Origin of the sequence: Phyllobacterium sp. YR620, from assembly GCF_900104165.1 — a bacterium.
Lineage (GTDB): Bacteria > Pseudomonadota > Alphaproteobacteria > Rhizobiales > Rhizobiaceae > Phyllobacterium > Phyllobacterium pellucidum.
In genome coordinates this window covers 808,102-824,174 of the sequence record NZ_FNJP01000002.1, presented here as the reverse complement: position 1 = coordinate 824,174, position 16,073 = coordinate 808,102, and the positions used below count along the sequence as shown (strand labels likewise).

Annotated in this window: 15 protein-coding genes and 1 tRNA gene; 7 read left to right on the top strand and 9 right to left on the bottom strand. The window is 59.3% G+C overall.

Features of this window, described 5'->3' with window-relative positions; genetic code table 11:
• Positions 1-147 precede the first annotated feature (147 nt).
• On the top strand, positions 148-1,002 hold the full coding sequence (purU, locus tag BLR72_RS10830; protein WP_027231287.1) for a formyltetrahydrofolate deformylase: 855 nt from the start codon (positions 148-150) through the stop codon (positions 1,000-1,002).
• A 42-nt stretch (positions 1,003-1,044) separates the two neighbouring features.
• Here purU and BLR72_RS10825 read toward each other — a convergent pair whose 3' ends face one another.
• Positions 1,045-1,968 (bottom strand): 2-hydroxyacid dehydrogenase, encoded by a 924-nt coding sequence (locus BLR72_RS10825; RefSeq protein WP_091948165.1) that lies wholly within the window; start codon positions 1,966-1,968, stop codon positions 1,045-1,047.
• 207 nt (positions 1,969-2,175) lie between these two features.
• Here BLR72_RS10825 and BLR72_RS10820 point away from each other — a divergent pair, with 207 nt between their 5' ends.
• Entirely contained in the window at positions 2,176-3,366 is a 1,191-nt protein-coding gene (locus BLR72_RS10820; protein WP_091948162.1) for an alpha-hydroxy acid oxidase, read from the top strand.
• Between the two features lie 45 nt (positions 3,367-3,411).
• On the opposite strand, the gene BLR72_RS10815 is transcribed toward BLR72_RS10820, so the two are convergent.
• Positions 3,412-4,113, bottom strand: a complete 702-nt coding sequence (locus tag BLR72_RS10815; RefSeq protein ID WP_091948159.1) for a glycosyltransferase — start codon at positions 4,111-4,113, stop codon at positions 3,412-3,414.
• Positions 4,114-4,131: 18 nt separating this feature from the next.
• On the bottom strand, positions 4,132-4,770 hold the full coding sequence (locus BLR72_RS10810) for a hypothetical protein (protein WP_091948156.1): 639 nt from the start codon (positions 4,768-4,770) through the stop codon (positions 4,132-4,134).
• A 178-nt stretch (positions 4,771-4,948) separates the two neighbouring features.
• On the opposite strand from BLR72_RS10810, the gene BLR72_RS10805 reads away from it, so the two are divergent.
• Positions 4,949-6,175 carry a TIGR03862 family flavoprotein gene (locus BLR72_RS10805; protein ID WP_091948155.1) on the top strand — a complete coding sequence of 409 codons (1,227 nt, stop codon included), beginning with the start codon at positions 4,949-4,951 and terminating at the stop codon, positions 6,173-6,175.
• 91 nt (positions 6,176-6,266) lie between these two features.
• Positions 6,267-6,980 carry a DUF2270 domain-containing protein gene (locus tag BLR72_RS10800; protein WP_027231281.1) on the top strand — a complete coding sequence of 238 codons (714 nt, stop codon included), beginning with the start codon at positions 6,267-6,269 and terminating at the stop codon, positions 6,978-6,980.
• Between the two features lie 35 nt (positions 6,981-7,015).
• Here BLR72_RS10800 and BLR72_RS10795 read toward each other — a convergent pair.
• Both BLR72_RS10795 and BLR72_RS10790 read right to left on the bottom strand, forming a co-directional pair.
• Positions 7,016-7,090: transfer RNA gene (locus tag BLR72_RS10795), tRNA-Glu, on the bottom strand.
• Positions 7,091-7,174: 84 nt separating this feature from the next.
• Positions 7,175-7,573 carry a hypothetical protein gene (locus BLR72_RS10790; RefSeq protein WP_027231280.1) on the bottom strand — a complete coding sequence of 133 codons (399 nt, stop codon included), beginning with the start codon at positions 7,571-7,573 and terminating at the stop codon, positions 7,175-7,177.
• A 54-nt stretch (positions 7,574-7,627) separates the two neighbouring features.
• On the opposite strand from BLR72_RS10790, the gene BLR72_RS10785 reads away from it, so the two are divergent.
• Positions 7,628-8,632, top strand: coding sequence for an RluA family pseudouridine synthase (locus BLR72_RS10785; RefSeq protein ID WP_091948152.1), 1,005 nt, complete (start codon positions 7,628-7,630; stop codon positions 8,630-8,632).
• 231 nt (positions 8,633-8,863) lie between these two features.
• On the top strand, positions 8,864-9,772 hold the full coding sequence (gene rpoH / locus BLR72_RS10780) for an RNA polymerase sigma factor RpoH (protein WP_091948149.1): 909 nt from the start codon (positions 8,864-8,866) through the stop codon (positions 9,770-9,772).
• A 65-nt stretch (positions 9,773-9,837) separates the two neighbouring features.
• Here rpoH and BLR72_RS22880 read toward each other — a convergent pair whose 3' ends face one another.
• Complete coding sequence (locus BLR72_RS22880; RefSeq protein ID WP_091948146.1) at positions 9,838-11,514, bottom strand: hypothetical protein; 1,677 nt, start codon at positions 11,512-11,514, stop codon at positions 9,838-9,840.
• 47 nt (positions 11,515-11,561) lie between these two features.
• The gene (locus tag BLR72_RS10770) at positions 11,562-12,854 is read right to left on the bottom strand and encodes an adenylosuccinate synthase (RefSeq protein ID WP_091948143.1); all 1,293 of its coding nucleotides are present in this window, start codon (positions 12,852-12,854) and stop codon (positions 11,562-11,564) included.
• Between the two features lie 192 nt (positions 12,855-13,046).
• Between BLR72_RS10770 and BLR72_RS10765 the strand changes: the two genes are divergently transcribed.
• Entirely contained in the window at positions 13,047-13,958 is a 912-nt protein-coding gene (locus tag BLR72_RS10765) for a DMT family transporter (RefSeq protein WP_091948141.1), read from the top strand.
• On the opposite strand, the gene BLR72_RS10760 is transcribed toward BLR72_RS10765, so the two are convergent.
• Both BLR72_RS10760 and serA read right to left on the bottom strand, forming a co-directional pair.
• Positions 13,936-14,451, bottom strand: a complete 516-nt coding sequence (locus BLR72_RS10760) for a GNAT family N-acetyltransferase (protein WP_091948652.1) — start codon at positions 14,449-14,451, stop codon at positions 13,936-13,938. The two genes, BLR72_RS10765 and BLR72_RS10760, sit on opposite strands and share 23 nt — an antisense overlap.
• Positions 14,452-14,468: 17 nt before the next feature.
• A complete protein-coding gene (serA, locus tag BLR72_RS10755) occupies positions 14,469-16,064 on the bottom strand; it encodes a phosphoglycerate dehydrogenase (protein ID WP_027231273.1) in 1,596 nt (531 codons plus the stop codon).
• Positions 16,065-16,073: the final 9 nt, after the last annotated feature.

Here is a 16,073-nt window from a genome sequence, read left to right as displayed (position 1 = left end):
TAAAACTCATCGTTGAGTGAGGAAAGTTCATTTGACGCTGCCCACCGATGCCGGAAAAAGGACTGAGCACTTCGCATTTGTATCGCCGCCCTTCAATGGCGCTCACTATGATCCGCCAAGACCTGAATGCCTGCATCCGGAGCTACCATGCCTGACAAGAATTACGTTTTGACCCTGACCTGCGAAGACCGTCCCGGCATCGTCGCCTCGGTGACGACCGAACTTGCCGGCATGGATGCCAATATTGCCGAGAGCAACCAGTTCTGGGACCGGCAGACCAACCGCTTCTTCATGCGCATCGCTTTCACCGCGGCGGAAGGGACGACCAAGGACGATGTCGAACGGGGGCTGAAGCCCGCCATCGACCGCTTCGACATGAAGACGAGCCTCGCCGATCAGGCGAAAAAGCCGAAGATCATCATCATGGTGTCGAAGTTTGACCATGCGCTGCAACATCTGATCTACCAGATTCGCGTTGGCTGGCTCGATGCCGAAGTTGCTGCCATCGTCTCCAACCATGAGGACAGCCGTCGTTTCGCCGAGCACGAGGGTATCCCCTATTACGTCCTGCCGGTGTCGAAGGACAACAAGCGCGACCAGGAAGAAACCCTCCTGAAGATCGTCAAGGACAGCGGCGCCGATCTTGTCGTCCTTGCCCGCTACATGCAGGTTCTGTCCGACAACCTTTCGAAGCGGCTCTACGGCAAGGTAATCAACATTCACCACTCGTTCTTGCCGAGCTTCAAGGGCGCTAAGCCCTATCACCAGGCGCATGAGCGCGGCGTCAAACTGATCGGCGCCACCGCCCACTATGTCACGCCGGATCTCGATGAAGGCCCGATCATCGAGCAGGAGACCGAGCGCGTCAGCCATGCGATGAGCGCCGAGGACTTTGTCGCCACCGGCCGCGATATCGAAAGCCGCGTGCTCGCCCGCGCCGTGAAGAAGCACCTCGAATCCCGCGTCATGCTCAACGGCCACAAGACCGTGGTCTTCGGCTAGGCAGACTCGGTACCGGCTGCTACCGCAGCCGGCTTGGGAAAGTTAGTTAGCCGCGAAATATTTCTCGAGGTTCGAGACGACCCGGTCGGCCATTGCCTTCCGGGTTTCGACCGTCGCGCTGCCCATATGCGGCTGCAGCACCACATTATCGAGCGTGAACAGCGCCTCTGGAACATTTGGTTCGTCGACGAACACATCGATCCCGGCGCGGCCGAGTTCGCCTGACTGCAGCAGTTCCACGAGTGCCGCCTCATCGACGACGGTGCCTCGCGCGATATTGACGAAGGTTCCCTCAGGACCGAGCGCCTGCAGCACCTGGCGTGAAATAATCCCCTGCGTCGACGCGCCTCCGGGCAGGATGGCGATAAGGGCGGCGCAGTCGCGCGCCATGGCGACGAGATCATCATAATGGGTATAGGGCGCGTCCGGCTTCCTGTTGCGGGTATGATACACGACATCGCAGCCAAAAGCCTCAAGCTTGCGGGCAATGACGCTGCCGATACGGCCGAGTCCAACGAGCCCGACCTTCTTTCCCTCGATGCCGAGGGCAAGGGGTGCATTCTCGCCCCTCGCCCAGCGACCGGAGCGCACAAAGCGATCATTAGCCACAAGATCGCGGGTTGCGGCGAGGAGGAGCACGATCGCCATGTTGGCGGTATCTTCGTTGAGCACGTCCGGCGTGTTCGCGACCTTGATGCCCTTCTTCTCCGCATAGGCAACATCGAGAGAATCGGTGCCGACGCCGAATGACGAAACAATCTCGACCGCCGTCAAAAGGTCGATCATGTCAGCCTTCAGCCCGGTAAACGTGCTCGTTACCGCGGCGCGAAACCGGCTTGCATTCGTTTCGAGGAAACCGAGCGCATCCTTTTCCTCGTAGAGCTTTTCCACCGCATAGCGCTTTTCGAGTTCTTCAAGGAGATAGGGCATCAACGGCCCGAGTACGAGAAGCGGTTGCTTTGGCATTCGTCACATCCTGTTCGTTCAATTCAATGGGCTTTCCTGACCATAGCGAAACTGGTGACGCAAACACAAACCCTTACGCAATAATTTATATGTGAAATATGCACCCGTATATGATTAAAACCGTCAGGCGCGGTAATTTGGTTCTGGTGCTTGCGCCACCCTATCAATTAGTATGAAAAGCAAGGACCAAGGCCTCGGGACGGAAAAATGTCAAAATCAGTTGAAATCAATGATCTGAAGCGAATTGCCAAGCGGCGCGTACCGAAGATGTTCTTCGACTATGCCGACTCTGGCGCCTGGACGGAAAGCACTTATCGCGCCAACGAAGAGGATTTTCGCAAGATTCAGCTGCGCCAGCGCGTAGCCGTCGACATGACCGACCGCACGCTGGAAAGCACGATGATCGGCCAGAAGGTATCGATGCCCGTGGCTCTGGCGCCGACTGGCCTTACCGGCATGCAGCATGCCGATGGCGAGATCCTGGCGGCACAGGCGGCCGAAGAGTTCGGCGTTCCCTTCACGCTTTCGACCATGAGCATCTGCTCGATCGAGGACGTCGCCGAAGCGACGACGAAGCCTTTCTGGTTTCAGCTTTACGTGATGCGCGACCGTGATTTCATCTACAATCTTATCGACCGCGCCAAGGCTGCCAAATGCTCCGCCCTCGTGTTGACGCTCGACCTGCAGATTCTCGGCCAGCGCCATAAGGATATTCGCAACGGCCTCTCCGCACCGCCGAAATTCACGCCGAAGCACATCTGGCAGATGGTGACGCGCCCGCAATGGTGCCTCGGCATGTTGAAGACAAAACGGCACACCTTCCGCAACATCGTCGGCCACGCCAAGGGCGTCGGCGATCTCTCGTCCCTCTCGGTCTGGACGGCGGAACAGTTCGACCCGCGGCTCTCCTGGAGCGATGTCGCCTGGATCAAGGAACGCTGGGGCGGCAAGATCATCATCAAGGGTATTCTCGACGTCGAAGATGCAAAGATGGCCGTATCGACCGGCGCCGACGCCATAATCGTTTCCAATCACGGCGGGCGTCAACTCGATGGCGCGCCCTCCTCGATTTCTGTGCTTGCCGAAATCGTCGACGCCGTGGGCGACAAGATCGAAGTGCTGTTCGACGGCGGCATCCGCTCCGGTCAGGATGTCCTGAAGGCCCTCGCCATTGGCGCAAAGGGCACTTTTATCGGACGCGCCTTCCTTTACGGCCTCGGCGCTGGCGGCAAGCAGGGCGTGAGCGAGGCGCTCGAAATCATCCGCAAGGAACTCGATATCACCATGGCGCTGTGCGGCGAGCGCGACGTGAAAAAACTTGACCGCAACAATCTCTACAAGAGCGGGCTCGAAACCAAACCGCGCATGGCCGAAGTCAAGACCAAGCGCGCGTCATAGGCATGAGCCCAAAAAGCCCCGGTCGCCCGGGGCTTTTTTCACAATTCAGATCGCCTTCCAGTTGGGATCGACCGCGTCTGCCGCTGATCGCCATTCGTCGGCATAATCGACGTTCTGCCAATTCTTGAACCAGGGGCCGCCATTGGTGAAATGCACGGCGTTGGGATAGCCGCAGGCCGGCTTTTCATTCCAGCCTTCGAGCCAGTTCCATTCGACCGGAACTTCGCCGATCTCATCATCCTTCGCCCACTGCATCCGGTGGAGATAGGCGCCCGTTTCGCGGTTGATCAATTCCGGCGTCAGCTGGCGCGTTGACGGATGCTCGCAGTTGAAGAGCATGAAGGACGACCAGTTCTTGCGCGGATAGCTGGTCTGCACCTTGCCATCCATCTTGGTGCCTTCCTTGGGGGTGTAGTCATGCTTGACGCAGATGACTGCCTTCGATTCGTCGCGGTAATCTAAAAGCTTGGCCACGTCGGAGAAGAACAGGAAATCGCAATCGCAAAACAGTGCCCAGCCCTTGTAGCCGGCAAGCCACGGGGTGAAGAAGCGCGAATAGGTGAATTCTGTTGAAGCCAGCGGGTCGATGTCGCGGGTATAGGCGCCTTTCTCGACAAGCTCTTCCAGCTTGATCGGGATCACATTGACCGGAATGCTCGCATGTTTGAGGATAGTGCTCTTTGCAACCTCGTAGGCAATGGGTTCGCGTGAATCCCAGCCAATATAGATATCAAGTTCCCTGTTCATATGACCTCGCTTCCAGCTTCATACGATGACGTTGAGGATGTTCTGTTCCACCCTGTCCATGACCCATTTGCGCTCGTCGCCCCAGGAGTGGCGGCGCCAGCCTTCCCAGCTGAACCCGCAAAGGACGATCTTCCATTCCGCCGGGTCATAATGTTGGAGGATATAGGTCAGGCCGAAATAGCCGGTACTCGGGAACACCTCCCGGCGCGCAGTTTCGGGAATACCGAGCGCAGCACAGCCATCCTTGTAAAACCGGGGGGGCAGGATCAAGACCGATTTGCCCGCAGCGCCGAAAGCGTCGATTGCCTGCAATGTCCAGTCACCGCGCCGGCCCTTGAGCCGCGAGAGGAGATGCGGCTGGCGGAAATATTCGGCGATGATCTGCGGGTGATAGGCAAAAATGACTTCGGACGCGCCCTGGACGATCGGAGAGCCGAAATAGTTCGGATCGGTCAGGCGGCGCTGCATCGGCTTGCCTGAATTGCATACGAACAGAATGTCGGTCTTGACCCCGGACATGCCCTTCGATGACTTGGGCTCGTTGAAGCGAACCACACAATCTGCACGATCGACATCCTCGGAGAGATTGTCCTTGATCGGACCGTTACCGACGATGAACATCGTCTTGCGTTCGCTGTGATGGGGAATGGAAGACATTAATGGTTTCGTGTTGCTCGTCCGAGGGTGAACGACCCGATTGATGAAGCTGATCGCCAGCCTCGCATGGACATCCGTTGTACGACTAATGTACGGGGAACTCTCGCAAGTCAACATGGTGTAGTTGAATGCACTAGTCCACATATCACACTGCGTGCAACATTTCTGAAGGAATTCAATGGCGAACGAACTTCCAAGCGGAAAGGCCGTCGCAATCATCGGCGGTGGACCGGCCGGACTGATGGCCGCAGAACTTCTGTCCGCATCGGGGGGCTATACTGTCACCGTCTACGACAGCATGCCGACCTTTGGCCGCAAATTTCTCCTTGCCGGAAAATCCGGGCTCAACATCACGCATTCCGAAGCCTACGCGCGATTTGCCGGGCGATTCGGCGCTGCCTCAGGTCACCTGCGCGCGGCGCTCGATACGTTTACGCCGGACGATGTCCGCCAGTGGGCGGCCGGACTTGGCACTGAGACCTTCGTTGGCTCGTCGGGCCGCGTCTTTCCCAAGGTCATGAAAGCCTCGCCTTTGCTGCGCGCCTGGCTTGCCCGGTTGCAACAGCGTGGCGTGGTGCTCAAGTCGCGTCATCGCTGGACAGGCTTTGCCGAAGGCGGCTACGCATTTGAAACGCCTGAGGGCCGAACCATCATCCACAGCGATGCGGCGCTGCTGGCGCTTGGCGGCGCGAGCTGGCCCAAACTTGGCTCTGACGGATGCTGGCAACCGTTGCTTGCCGCCAAGGGCGTGCCGATGGCTGGCCTCCGCCCGGCAAATTGCGGCTTCGACGTCGCTTGGGATGAGGGATTTCTCGATCGATTCGCAGGCGTACCGGTGAAGTCGGTCACGGCAACATCGGATGCAGGCTCCTTGCCCGGCGAATTCGTGATCAGCACCCATGGCATCGAGGGAAGCCTGGTTTACGCCCATTCCGCCGCACTGCGCGACCGGCTTCAACGTGAGGGGCGGGCAGAACTGGCGCTCGATCTTGCGCCCGGACGCAGTGAGGAGCGGCTTGCCCGCGACCTTGCGCGCCAGGATAACAAGGCAAGTTTCAGCAATCGCCTGCGCAAGGGCGCCGGCATTGACGGCGTAAAGTCGGCGCTCCTCAGGGCCTATGCAAGTCCGGCCGATCTTGCCCACCCGCTGCGTCTCGCCGCAAGCATAAAGAGCTTGAAACTGCCGCTGCTTCGGCCGCGTCCCATCGCCGAAGCCATCTCCTCGGCCGGCGGCATAAAATGGGAGGGCCTCGACGACAATTACATGCTCAAGTCGATCCCGGGCGTCTTTGCCGCCGGAGAGATGCTGGATTGGGAGGCTCCGACAGGCGGTTATCTCCTCACCGCCTGCTTTGCCACGGGGCGCGCCGCGGCGCACGGCATGGCGGCATTTCTGGACAATTGAAAAACGCCGCTTGGCGATGATTTTTCAGCATATTCCGTCGGTTTGATGTACTTCTCCTGAAGGGGGGGGAAATATCGGTTGGGAGGCTGATATGGACGACCTTCGAGATGCCGCAGCCGGCGGGGAGACACGATGGACGGCGCCGCCGCTGCCGGCAACTTCAGCTGAATACATTACCGTTGTCGCGCACTATCACCGCGCGGAAATGGGCCGCATGGCAGGTTGGCGCGACCGGATAGACCGAACAACCAACTGGGCCATCACCGGCGTTGCGGCAATGCTTTCGCTCTCCCTCTCAACGCCGACATCCCACCATGGCGTCCTGATCTTCGCCATGATCCTGGTACAGCTCCTGCTCCTGATCGAGGCCCGTCGATACCGCTTTTTCGATGTTTATCGCGGCCGCGTTCGCAAGCTCGAAAAGCACTATTTCGCTCAGATCCTCGATCCGATGCCAGATCCGGACACGAAATGGGGCCATCTGATCGGCGAGGATTTGCGCAGACCGAAATTCATGATCTCTACCAGGGCAGCAATGTCGCGGCGGCTGCGCCGCAACTATATCTGGATGTTCCTCGTCCTCCTCCTCGCCTGGGTATTGAAGATTTCGACGCCGAAACTGCAGGATGGCGGGGCGGTACATGATGTGGCCGGGTCACTGGCTGAGATCGTCCGCAACGCCACCTTTGGACCGCTCCCCGGCTGGCTCGTGGTGGCCGGCGTGGTGATGTTCTATGTGTGGCTCGGCTATCTCGCGCTGCTGACCGACCCGGACGAAAAAGAGCACGGCGAAGTCCACGTCTGAGCGACTAGAACCTATAAACATGGATGTAAGAAAGGTGGTACGCCCAAGGGGAATCGAACCCCTGTTTGCGCCGTGAGAGGGCGCCGTCCTGACCGCTAGACGATGGGCGCTTAGCGAGTTGCTTCTGGCGGTATAATCAAGCCGGCGCCAAAGTGCAATAATGATTTGTGACTGTCGTAATCCGACAGCCTGCCCTACTTCCCGGGAGCTTCGCCAATGCGCGCCACGACGCGCTTCGTTGCAACATCATACACCAGAATCTGCCGCGTCCCGTCGGCAAGCCGCGTTTCGAGCGAAAGCGAATTGTTCGACAGATTGTGGGAAAGGATGCGCGTGCCGGGGTCGAGCGTGATCGATTCGCCGGCCAATGCCTCGCCGAGCGGCTGCCCCGGAACCGTATGGTGCGCTGCCGCTGCGACCTCGGGAACCGGCTGGTTAATCTTGTAGACAATCGCCGCCAGCACGGCCATAAGACCCACAACCATGATGCCGATGGATACGGCGAGCAGCCGTATCATCTTGCGGCGCACCCGCTCCATCGCCGGATCGAGCGGCTGTTCTTCCGCATCGAGTTCTTGGTTGATTTGAGCCATTAAGGCATCTCCGAGGTTTCGAAACCAAGCCTCTGTAACGAAGGGACGCGGTCTTTGAAAGAGTTAATTGCCGATAGCGAAGCGGCTGGCAAGCGGCTGGATGCGTGGCTTTCAGCCCAATTGGCCCCCGATCTGTCGCGCAATCGCATCCAGTCGCTCATCGGCGAAGGCCAGGTCAGCATTGATGGCAAGATTATCCGCGAAGCCAAGCACAAGCTGCGCGAAGGCGCGAGCATCGCGATTGCCGTCCCCGAACCCGAGGATGCAACGCCGCAGGGCGAGGAAATCGCCCTCGATATTCTTTACGAGGATAGCGATCTCATCGTCATCAACAAACCCGCCGGCCTCGTCGTCCATCCAGGCAACGGCAATTGGAGCGGCACGCTCGTCAATGCGCTGATCCACCACTGCGGCGATACATTATCGGGCATTGGAGGTGTAAGGCGCCCCGGCATCGTCCATCGCCTCGACAAGGAAACCAGCGGCGTCATGGTCGTTGCAAAAAACGATCTCGCGCATCGCCATCTCAGCGCGCAGTTTGCCGACCACGGGCGGACGGGCGATCTGGAACGCGCCTATCTCGCGATCGTCTGGGGCACGCCCGATCGCAAGACCGGGACCGTGGACGCACCCCTCGGCCGATCCCACCGCGACCGCACCAAGCAGGCCGTGGTACATGAGGAGCGCGACGACGCGCGCCACGCCGTCACCCATTTCGAGGTCATGGAGAAATTCGGCGCGAAGGACGATGCCACCGCCCTTGCTGCCTTGATCGAATGCCGGCTCGAGACCGGGCGCACGCATCAGATACGCGTACACATGGCGCATATCGGCCATCCCCTCGTCGGGGATCTCGACTATGGCAGCGCCTATAAGACCAAGGCGAACAAATTGGCCGAACCGCTTCAGGGCATCGTCAAGAGCTTTACGCGCCAGGCCCTCCACGCGCAGCTTCTCGCCTTTGAGCATCCTTCGACAGGCGAGGTCATGCACTTCGAAGCGCCCGTGCCGGCGGATATGGCCGAGTTACTTGACGCCTTCCGCACAACTGCGCTTTAATAAGCGGCGGAACATTCTTTGCCATGACACGTTCTAGTAAACGCACACCCCAAATATGACTCTATTGTTCACGTTTATGTGACAGCTTGTTTCGTCGCTTAATAGATCGTGATTTTGACAAAATAGTACCTATATGTTGATGGCACGAATCCGCCAGCGCCAATTTGTGGGTGGCCGGATGTTGCGGACCTGCCGATAATGGGGGTCCATTTCAAATGAGGAGGGTGCCCTGTGGCCCAAAATCTTCCTAGTGTTCTCGGCGGGGATGGTGGACTGACCCGCTACCTTGAAGAAATCCGACGCTTTCCGATGCTCGAACCGCAAGAAGAGTACATGCTCGCCAAGCGGTATCTTGAGCATTCCGATCCGAAGGCGGCACACAAGCTCGTTACCAGCCATCTGCGTCTCGTCGCCAAGATTGCGATGGGTTATCGCGGCTATGGCCTGCCGATCGGTGAAGTCATTTCCGAAGGCAATGTCGGCCTGATGCAGGCTGTGAAGCGTTTCGAACCGGAGCGCGGTTTCCGCCTTGCAACCTATGCGATGTGGTGGATCAAGGCCTCGATCCAGGAATATGTCCTGCGCTCGTGGAGCCTGGTCAAGATGGGCACGACCGCCAACCAGAAGCGCCTGTTCTTCAACCTGCGCAAGGTGAAGAGCAAGATTCAGGCGCTCGACGATGGCGATTTGAACCCGGAACAGGTCAAGGAGATCGCAACGCGGCTAAGCGTATCGGAAGACGAGGTCATTTCGATGAACCGACGCCTTTCCGGCGATGCTTCGCTCAATGCGCCGATCCGCTCGGCCGACGGTGAAGCTGGCGGCGACTGGCAGGACTGGCTGGTCGACGACCACGACAGTGCCGAGGATATGCTGATCGAGCAGGACGAACTCGAGAGCCGGCGCGAAATGCTGTCTGGTGCGATGTCGTCGCTCAATGATCGCGAGCGCCGTATCTTCCAGGCGCGGCGCCTTGCAGATGATCCCGTTACGCTCGAGGATCTGTCGACCGAGTTCGGCATCAGCCGCGAACGTGTACGCCAGATCGAGGTCCGCGCTTTCGAAAAGGTGCAGGATGCCGTCAAAGCAGCCGCCATCAAGCAGCAGAAGGCGCTCGTCTCGATGAGTGACAGCCACTAGTCTCCCCGAGCTGAATGCAAAAAAGGCCGCTTCAAGCGGCCTTTTTCATATCATCACGCGTAATCCTAACCTCCGGCCTTGTCTGCCCAGGATTTCAGGACATCGTTGAAAACCTTCTCGCCGGGCAGGCCCTTTTCGAGCGTGATCAGCGCCCGGCGTCCGGTCTTGTAGGCAATCGGAATATCGATCCACGATTGGCGGCCCATCAGTGCCATGTTGGTATCGACCGCCGTCTTGGCGTCGTTCATCGCAATGATGAAGAAATTGTCCGCGATCTTCGCCGGTATAGCGACGAGCGGGCTGCCCGGCGCCTGTTCCGTATCCTTGAAGGTCATTCGCGAGACATTTTCGATCGACCCGCCGGGGAAGCCCTCAGGAACCGTAAAGATCATCTCGACCAGATGGCTCGCGGGCAAGGTCTTGTCGCCATTGCGCCGAATGATCATGCGCAGGTTTATGCCTCGGCCAGGAATGGTGACCTCAGCCTTGATCGCAGGTTCCGGCGGCAGGTCGTTGCCGGGGGATTCCTGCACCACCGACCAGACGACTGCGCCAGCGTCGGCGGTTCCGGCTTCCTGACCGGAGCGTTCCTCATAGAAGAAGGCTTTCTGTCCGATCGGCAGGGCGGCCGGTTGCTGTGTCTGGCCCGCGGCCTGCTGTTCGGCCGGGGGTGCAGCCGGCTTTGCCGATTGGTCCGGTGTCGATGCTGCAACGGACGTTCCCTCACCGAGCGAAGGCTTGTCGTTGGCCGGGCCGGGATTGACCTCCTGCCCATCCGGCATCAGGCGCTGCGTCAGCTTCGGCTCGGGTTTGGGCTCGGTGCTCTCCGGCGTTGCGGCCGGCGCAGTGGCTTGCGGCGTCGGTGCAGGCGCAGCTGGCTCAGCGGGTGTCGTGGCCGGCGCATTGTTGGCGGTTTCTGCGGGCGCTTGCGGTTCGGTCTTGGAACTGGTCAGGCTGGCAAGCCAGGTCTTGGCCGCTGAAGCTTGTTCGGAGAGCTTGTCCTTGTAGACCCATCCTGCATAGCCGCCACCGGCAATGACCAGCAGAAGGCCAAGAATGGCAAGGAGCGGCACCAGCGACTTCTTCGGCGCCGAGCGCTTCAGGGGGCCGCGCGTGTACACGCCATAATCGCCCGCCCCGCGATCTTCCGCGGCGACCGTCAGATCGTTTTCGTCTTCTTCTTCCGGGCCTCGGCCAGATTTATTGCCTGCGGCAAACCCGGTCGCGGATTCTGCCAATACATCTTCGTCAGGAAGCCTTTCGTCCTCAGGCTCGCTCCGCTTGTTGATGCCGGCGCCGTGACTTGTCAGAAAATCTTCAAGCGCATCAGGCTGCGAACCTATCTTTGTGAAGCCCGGCGTCACGCTGGGCGCGGGCTTCGGAGGCTCCGGCGGCGCAGGCAGGGGCTCCGGCGCTTTGATTTCAGGCTCCGGTTCCGGATCCATAATGGGCGTAAACTTGAAATGCGGCGGCGTCGATGATGGTGGCGGGGCGACCGGCTTTGCTTCCACCGGCGGTGGCAGCGCATCCTCGATGGCCGGCGTGAAATCAGACTCTACCTCGGCGATAGCGTCTTCGAGCGCACTTATCTGGCGCGCCGCCGCGGCTTCCGGCGCATTCAGCGCCGCAAGCTTCTGCTCAATCGTTGCACGAGCTTTTGCATATACACGTTGACGAAGTTCGGGCGTTGGGTCCGCGATCCCGTCAATTGTCTTCCTCAATACTGCAACGAAGTCTGCCATTCACCCAAACCTATGGTTTTGCTGTGAGATTCTAGGACAATCCGAGTCTAGTCATGAAACGGATCGGTAACAAGTATCGTGTCGTCGCGTTCGGGGCTGGTGGACAGCAAAGCGATCGGCGCGCCGATCAATTCCTCGATATAGCGCACGTACTTGACTGCCTGCGCCGGAAGCTCGCTCCAGCTCCGTGCGCCGGCCGTGGTTCCCTTCCAGCCTTCGAGCGTCTCGTAGACGGGCTTGACGCGCGCCTGCTGACCCTGCCCCGCCGGAAGATAATCGATTACTTCGCCGTCGAGTTCGTAGCCGGTGCAAACCTTGATCTCCTCGAGTCCATCAAGGACATCGAGCTTTGTGAGCGCGATCCCGCTGATGCCGTTATTGGCAACCGCCTGGCGCACCAACACCGCGTCGAACCAGCCGCAACGGCGCTTGCGTCCGGTAACCGTCCCGAACTCGTGGCCGCGCTCGCCGAGGAACTGCCCGACTTCATTCTGCTGTTCTGTCGGGAAGGGCCCCTCGCCGACGCGCGTCGTATAGGCCTTGGTGATGCCAAGCACATAATGCAGGGAGCCAGGGCCAATGCCGGAACCCGCGGAAGCCTGCCCGGCAACGGTGTTGGATGAGGTAACAAACGGATAGGTGCCATGGTCTATGTCGAGGAGCGTGCCTTGCGCGCCCTCGAAAAGGATACGCTCGCCGGCTCGCTTCTTCTGGTCGAGCACATACCACACACGGTCCATGAAGGGCAGGATGTGCGGTGCGGCGTCGTTGAGTTCAGCGAGAAGCTTTGCCGCATCGACTTCTTCGATGCCGAGACCACGGCGAAGCGGATTGTGGTGCGCAAGCAGGCGTTCGATCTTTGCCGGCAGCGTGTCCGGATCGGCAAGGTCGAGAACATGAATGGCGCGGCGTCCCACCTTGTCCTCATAGGCTGGACCAATGCCGCGGCCGGTGGTGCCGATCTTGGTGCCCGCGTTCGAAGCTTCCCGCCGCCGGTCAAGTTCGCCATGGATCGACAGGATCAGGGTCGTATTTTCGGCGATTTTCAACGTATCCGGGGTAATGACAACGCCCTGGGCCTCGAGTTTCTTCTTCTCGGCGATGAAGGCATGCGGATCGAAAACGACGCCGTTGCCGATGATCGACAGCTTGCCGGGACGCACGACGCCGGAGGGCAGGAGTGACAGCTTATAGGTGACGCCATCGACGACCAGCGTATGACCTGCATTGTGACCGCCCTGAAAGCGAACGATGATATCTGCCCGTTCGGAAAGCCAATCAACGATCTTTCCCTTGCCCTCATCGCCCCATTGGGAACCGATCACAACAACATTTGCCATTCAAAACTCCTCGAGTCATAACCTCGTCGTGCATTTTTCTTCAAATGCGGTGCTTCTATACAGGCTGGTTCATAAAAGCGCGACAATTCTTTCGGCTATCACGCAACCTATTTACCTTTATCCTGGCAATAAACATCCCTGCCGTTGCATCCAGATAGTGGTTTCGCAACCACCCCGAATAGATTGCAAAACATGAATCGTACCGCCTACATATTTCTGCTGCTAACCGCGCTTTTTTGGGGCGGCAATGCTGTGGCCGGCAAGTTTGCAGTCGGCCATATCTCGCCGATGCTGCTCACGCTTTTGCGCTGGCTGCTCGCCTTTTTGATCATCGCCGCCATCAGCGTCAGACAAGTGCAGCGCGACTGGACAATGCTGCGCAAACATTTGTGGTTGCTCGCCGCCCTCGGCGCTTTCGGCTTCACCTTCTTCAACATGGCGCTCTACAGCGCGCTCAACTATACGTCCGCGATCAACGTCACGATCGAGCAGGCCGGCATACCGATGGTGATCTTCGTTGCAAATCTCCTGCTGTTCGGCACGCCCGTTCGCGCCGGGCAGATCATCGGCTTCAGCCTTTCCCTCGTTGGCGTAGCGCTGACCGCGGGGCACGGCAGCTTCAGCCAACTGGCCCGGCTTGAAGTCAATTTCGGCGACGCGCTGATGATCCTCGCAGTCCTGCTCTATAGCGGTTACACGGTGGCGCTGCGGTTCCGGCCCGCCATCAACTGGCAGAGCCTGATGACGGCAATGACCTTCTTCGCGTTTCTGACCGCGATCCCGTTCACGCTCTGGGAATGGCAGCGCGGCGCGCTGATGCCACCGGACACGACCGGCGCCATGGTCGTCCTCTATACCGCTATCTTGCCGTCACTTGCCGCACAGGTGCTTTTCCTCAAGGGCGTCGAATATATCGGGGCCAACCGCGCCGGCCTCTTCATCAATGCGGTCCCGATCTTCGGGACGCTTCTCGCGGTAGCCTTGCTCGGCGAGGAGTTCCACCCTTACCACGGCGTCGCACTTGTGCTCGTGCTTGGCGGCATCTGGATCGCCGAACTCAGCGGACGCAAGCATGCCGCGATCAGCGAAGCTGGCGGACCATGAAACGTGCGTCCTCCGAATAGGTTTTGAGCTTTTCTTCAAGCTCTGGCAGGTTTTCTGTCTTGAAGCCCTGCTTTTCCCAGAATCCAACCGAGTTGTTGACCGAGACCAGAGACATATTGGCAAGGTCTTCCCGCCTGGCCTGCTCGGCAAGAACGGCAACAATGCGGGCCGCCGCGCCGCTACCGCGGGCCGTCGGCATGAGGGCGATATCGTGCAGGTAGTAGGTGGAAGGTTGGGTGGGTAATTCGACGAGCAGGCTGTTGAGCGCAGGCATCGCATAAATTTGCCACGGGTGGGTGACCGCGTAGCCGTGAAGAGCGCCGCCCCGCGATTCGAGCACAAAACAGCCATTGCCGTAAAGCCGCATGCGCTCACGAAAAACGCTGTCATCCTCCGGGAAATCCGGGTGGATGACTTCGGCCATGGCATTGATGGAAGCGAGGTCGCCCGCTTCCATCAAACGCCAACGGAGATCGCTGTGTTCGGATGCCATGACCGACATCCGTACAATCAAGCAATGTTGAATTCCAGCGGTTTGGCCGAAACAATTGCCTTGTTGACCCGTAGTTCCTCAAGGACATTGTCCGGGATGCGCTCGTCGAGATAGAGCATGGCAATGGCATTGCCGCCGGGCGCATCGCGCCCTAGCGCGAAGTTGGCGATGTTGACCTTGTTGTTGCCGCAGATCGTACCAAGCAGGCCGATCATGCCCGGCGTATCGTTGTTGGTCGTATAGAGCATATGCTGCCCGACTTCCGCGTCGAGGTTGATCCCCTTGATCTGGATGAAGCGCGGCTTGCCATCGGAGAAGCAGGTGCCGGCGATCGAGCGCGTCATCGACGCCGACTTCACAGTCAGTTTGATATACCCGTCGAACACGCCGGATTTGTCACGACGGATCTCGGAAACGATGATACCGCGTTCCTTCACCATGATCGGCGCGGAAACCATGTTCACATCGGCAACCTGCGGGCGGATGAGACCGGCGAGCGTCGCGCTAAGCAATGCCCGCGTATTCATCGCCGCCGTCGCTCCATCGAACAGCACTTCGACTTCCTCGATCGGCTCTTCCGTGACCTGGCCGACGAAAGCACCCAGCACTTCGGCAAGCTTGACGAAGGGCTTGAGGCGCGGCGCTTCTTCCGCGGTGATCGAGGGCATGTTGATCGCGTTGGAAACCGCACCCTTGATCAGGTAATCCGACATTTGCTCCGCGACCTGCAGGGCGACGTTTTCCTGCGCTTCGCTGGTCGATGCGCCGAGGTGCGGTGTGCACACGACGTTCGGCAGATGGAACAGCTCGTTATCGGTGGCAGGCTCGACTTCGAAGACGTCAATGCCGGCGCCGGCGACCTTGCCGGATTTGAGTGCGGCAACGAGGTCCTTCTCGACGATGAGACCGCCGCGGGCACAGTTGATGATGCGCACACCGTCCTTCATCTTGGCGATCGCGTCGGCGTTGATGATGCCGCGCGTCTTGTCGGTCATCGGCGTATGCAGGCTGATGAAATCGGCACGGGTCAAAAGCTCGTCGAGTTCGACCTTCTCAACGCCGAGTTCCTCCGCCCTCCCCTCGGAAAGGAACGGATCGAAGGCGATGACATGCATCTTGAGACCGACGCCACGCGTAGCGACGATCGAGCCGATATTGCCGCAGCCGATAACACCGAGCGTCTTGCCGGTGATCTCGACACCCATGAAACGGTTCTTTTCCCACTTGCCGGCGCGCGTTGAAGCATCGGCTTCAGGCAATTCGCGCGCGACGGCGAACATCAATGCAACGGCGTGCTCAGCCGTGGTGATCGAATTGCCGAAGGGCGTATTCATGACGATGATACCGCGGCGAGAAGCCGCCGGGATATCGACATTGTCGACGCCGATACCGGCGCGGCCAATGACCTTGAGGTTCTTCGCTGCGCTAATCAGCTTCTCGGTGACCTTCGTCGCCGAGCGGATGGCAAGGCCATCATATTGGCCGATGACCTCAAGCAGCTTGTCCTTGTCTTTGCCGAGATCCGGCAAGTAATCGACTTCGACGCCGTGATCCTTGAAGATCTGGACGGCGGTGGGGGAGAGTTTGTCGGATACGAGTACGCGCGGTGCCATCATGGCCTC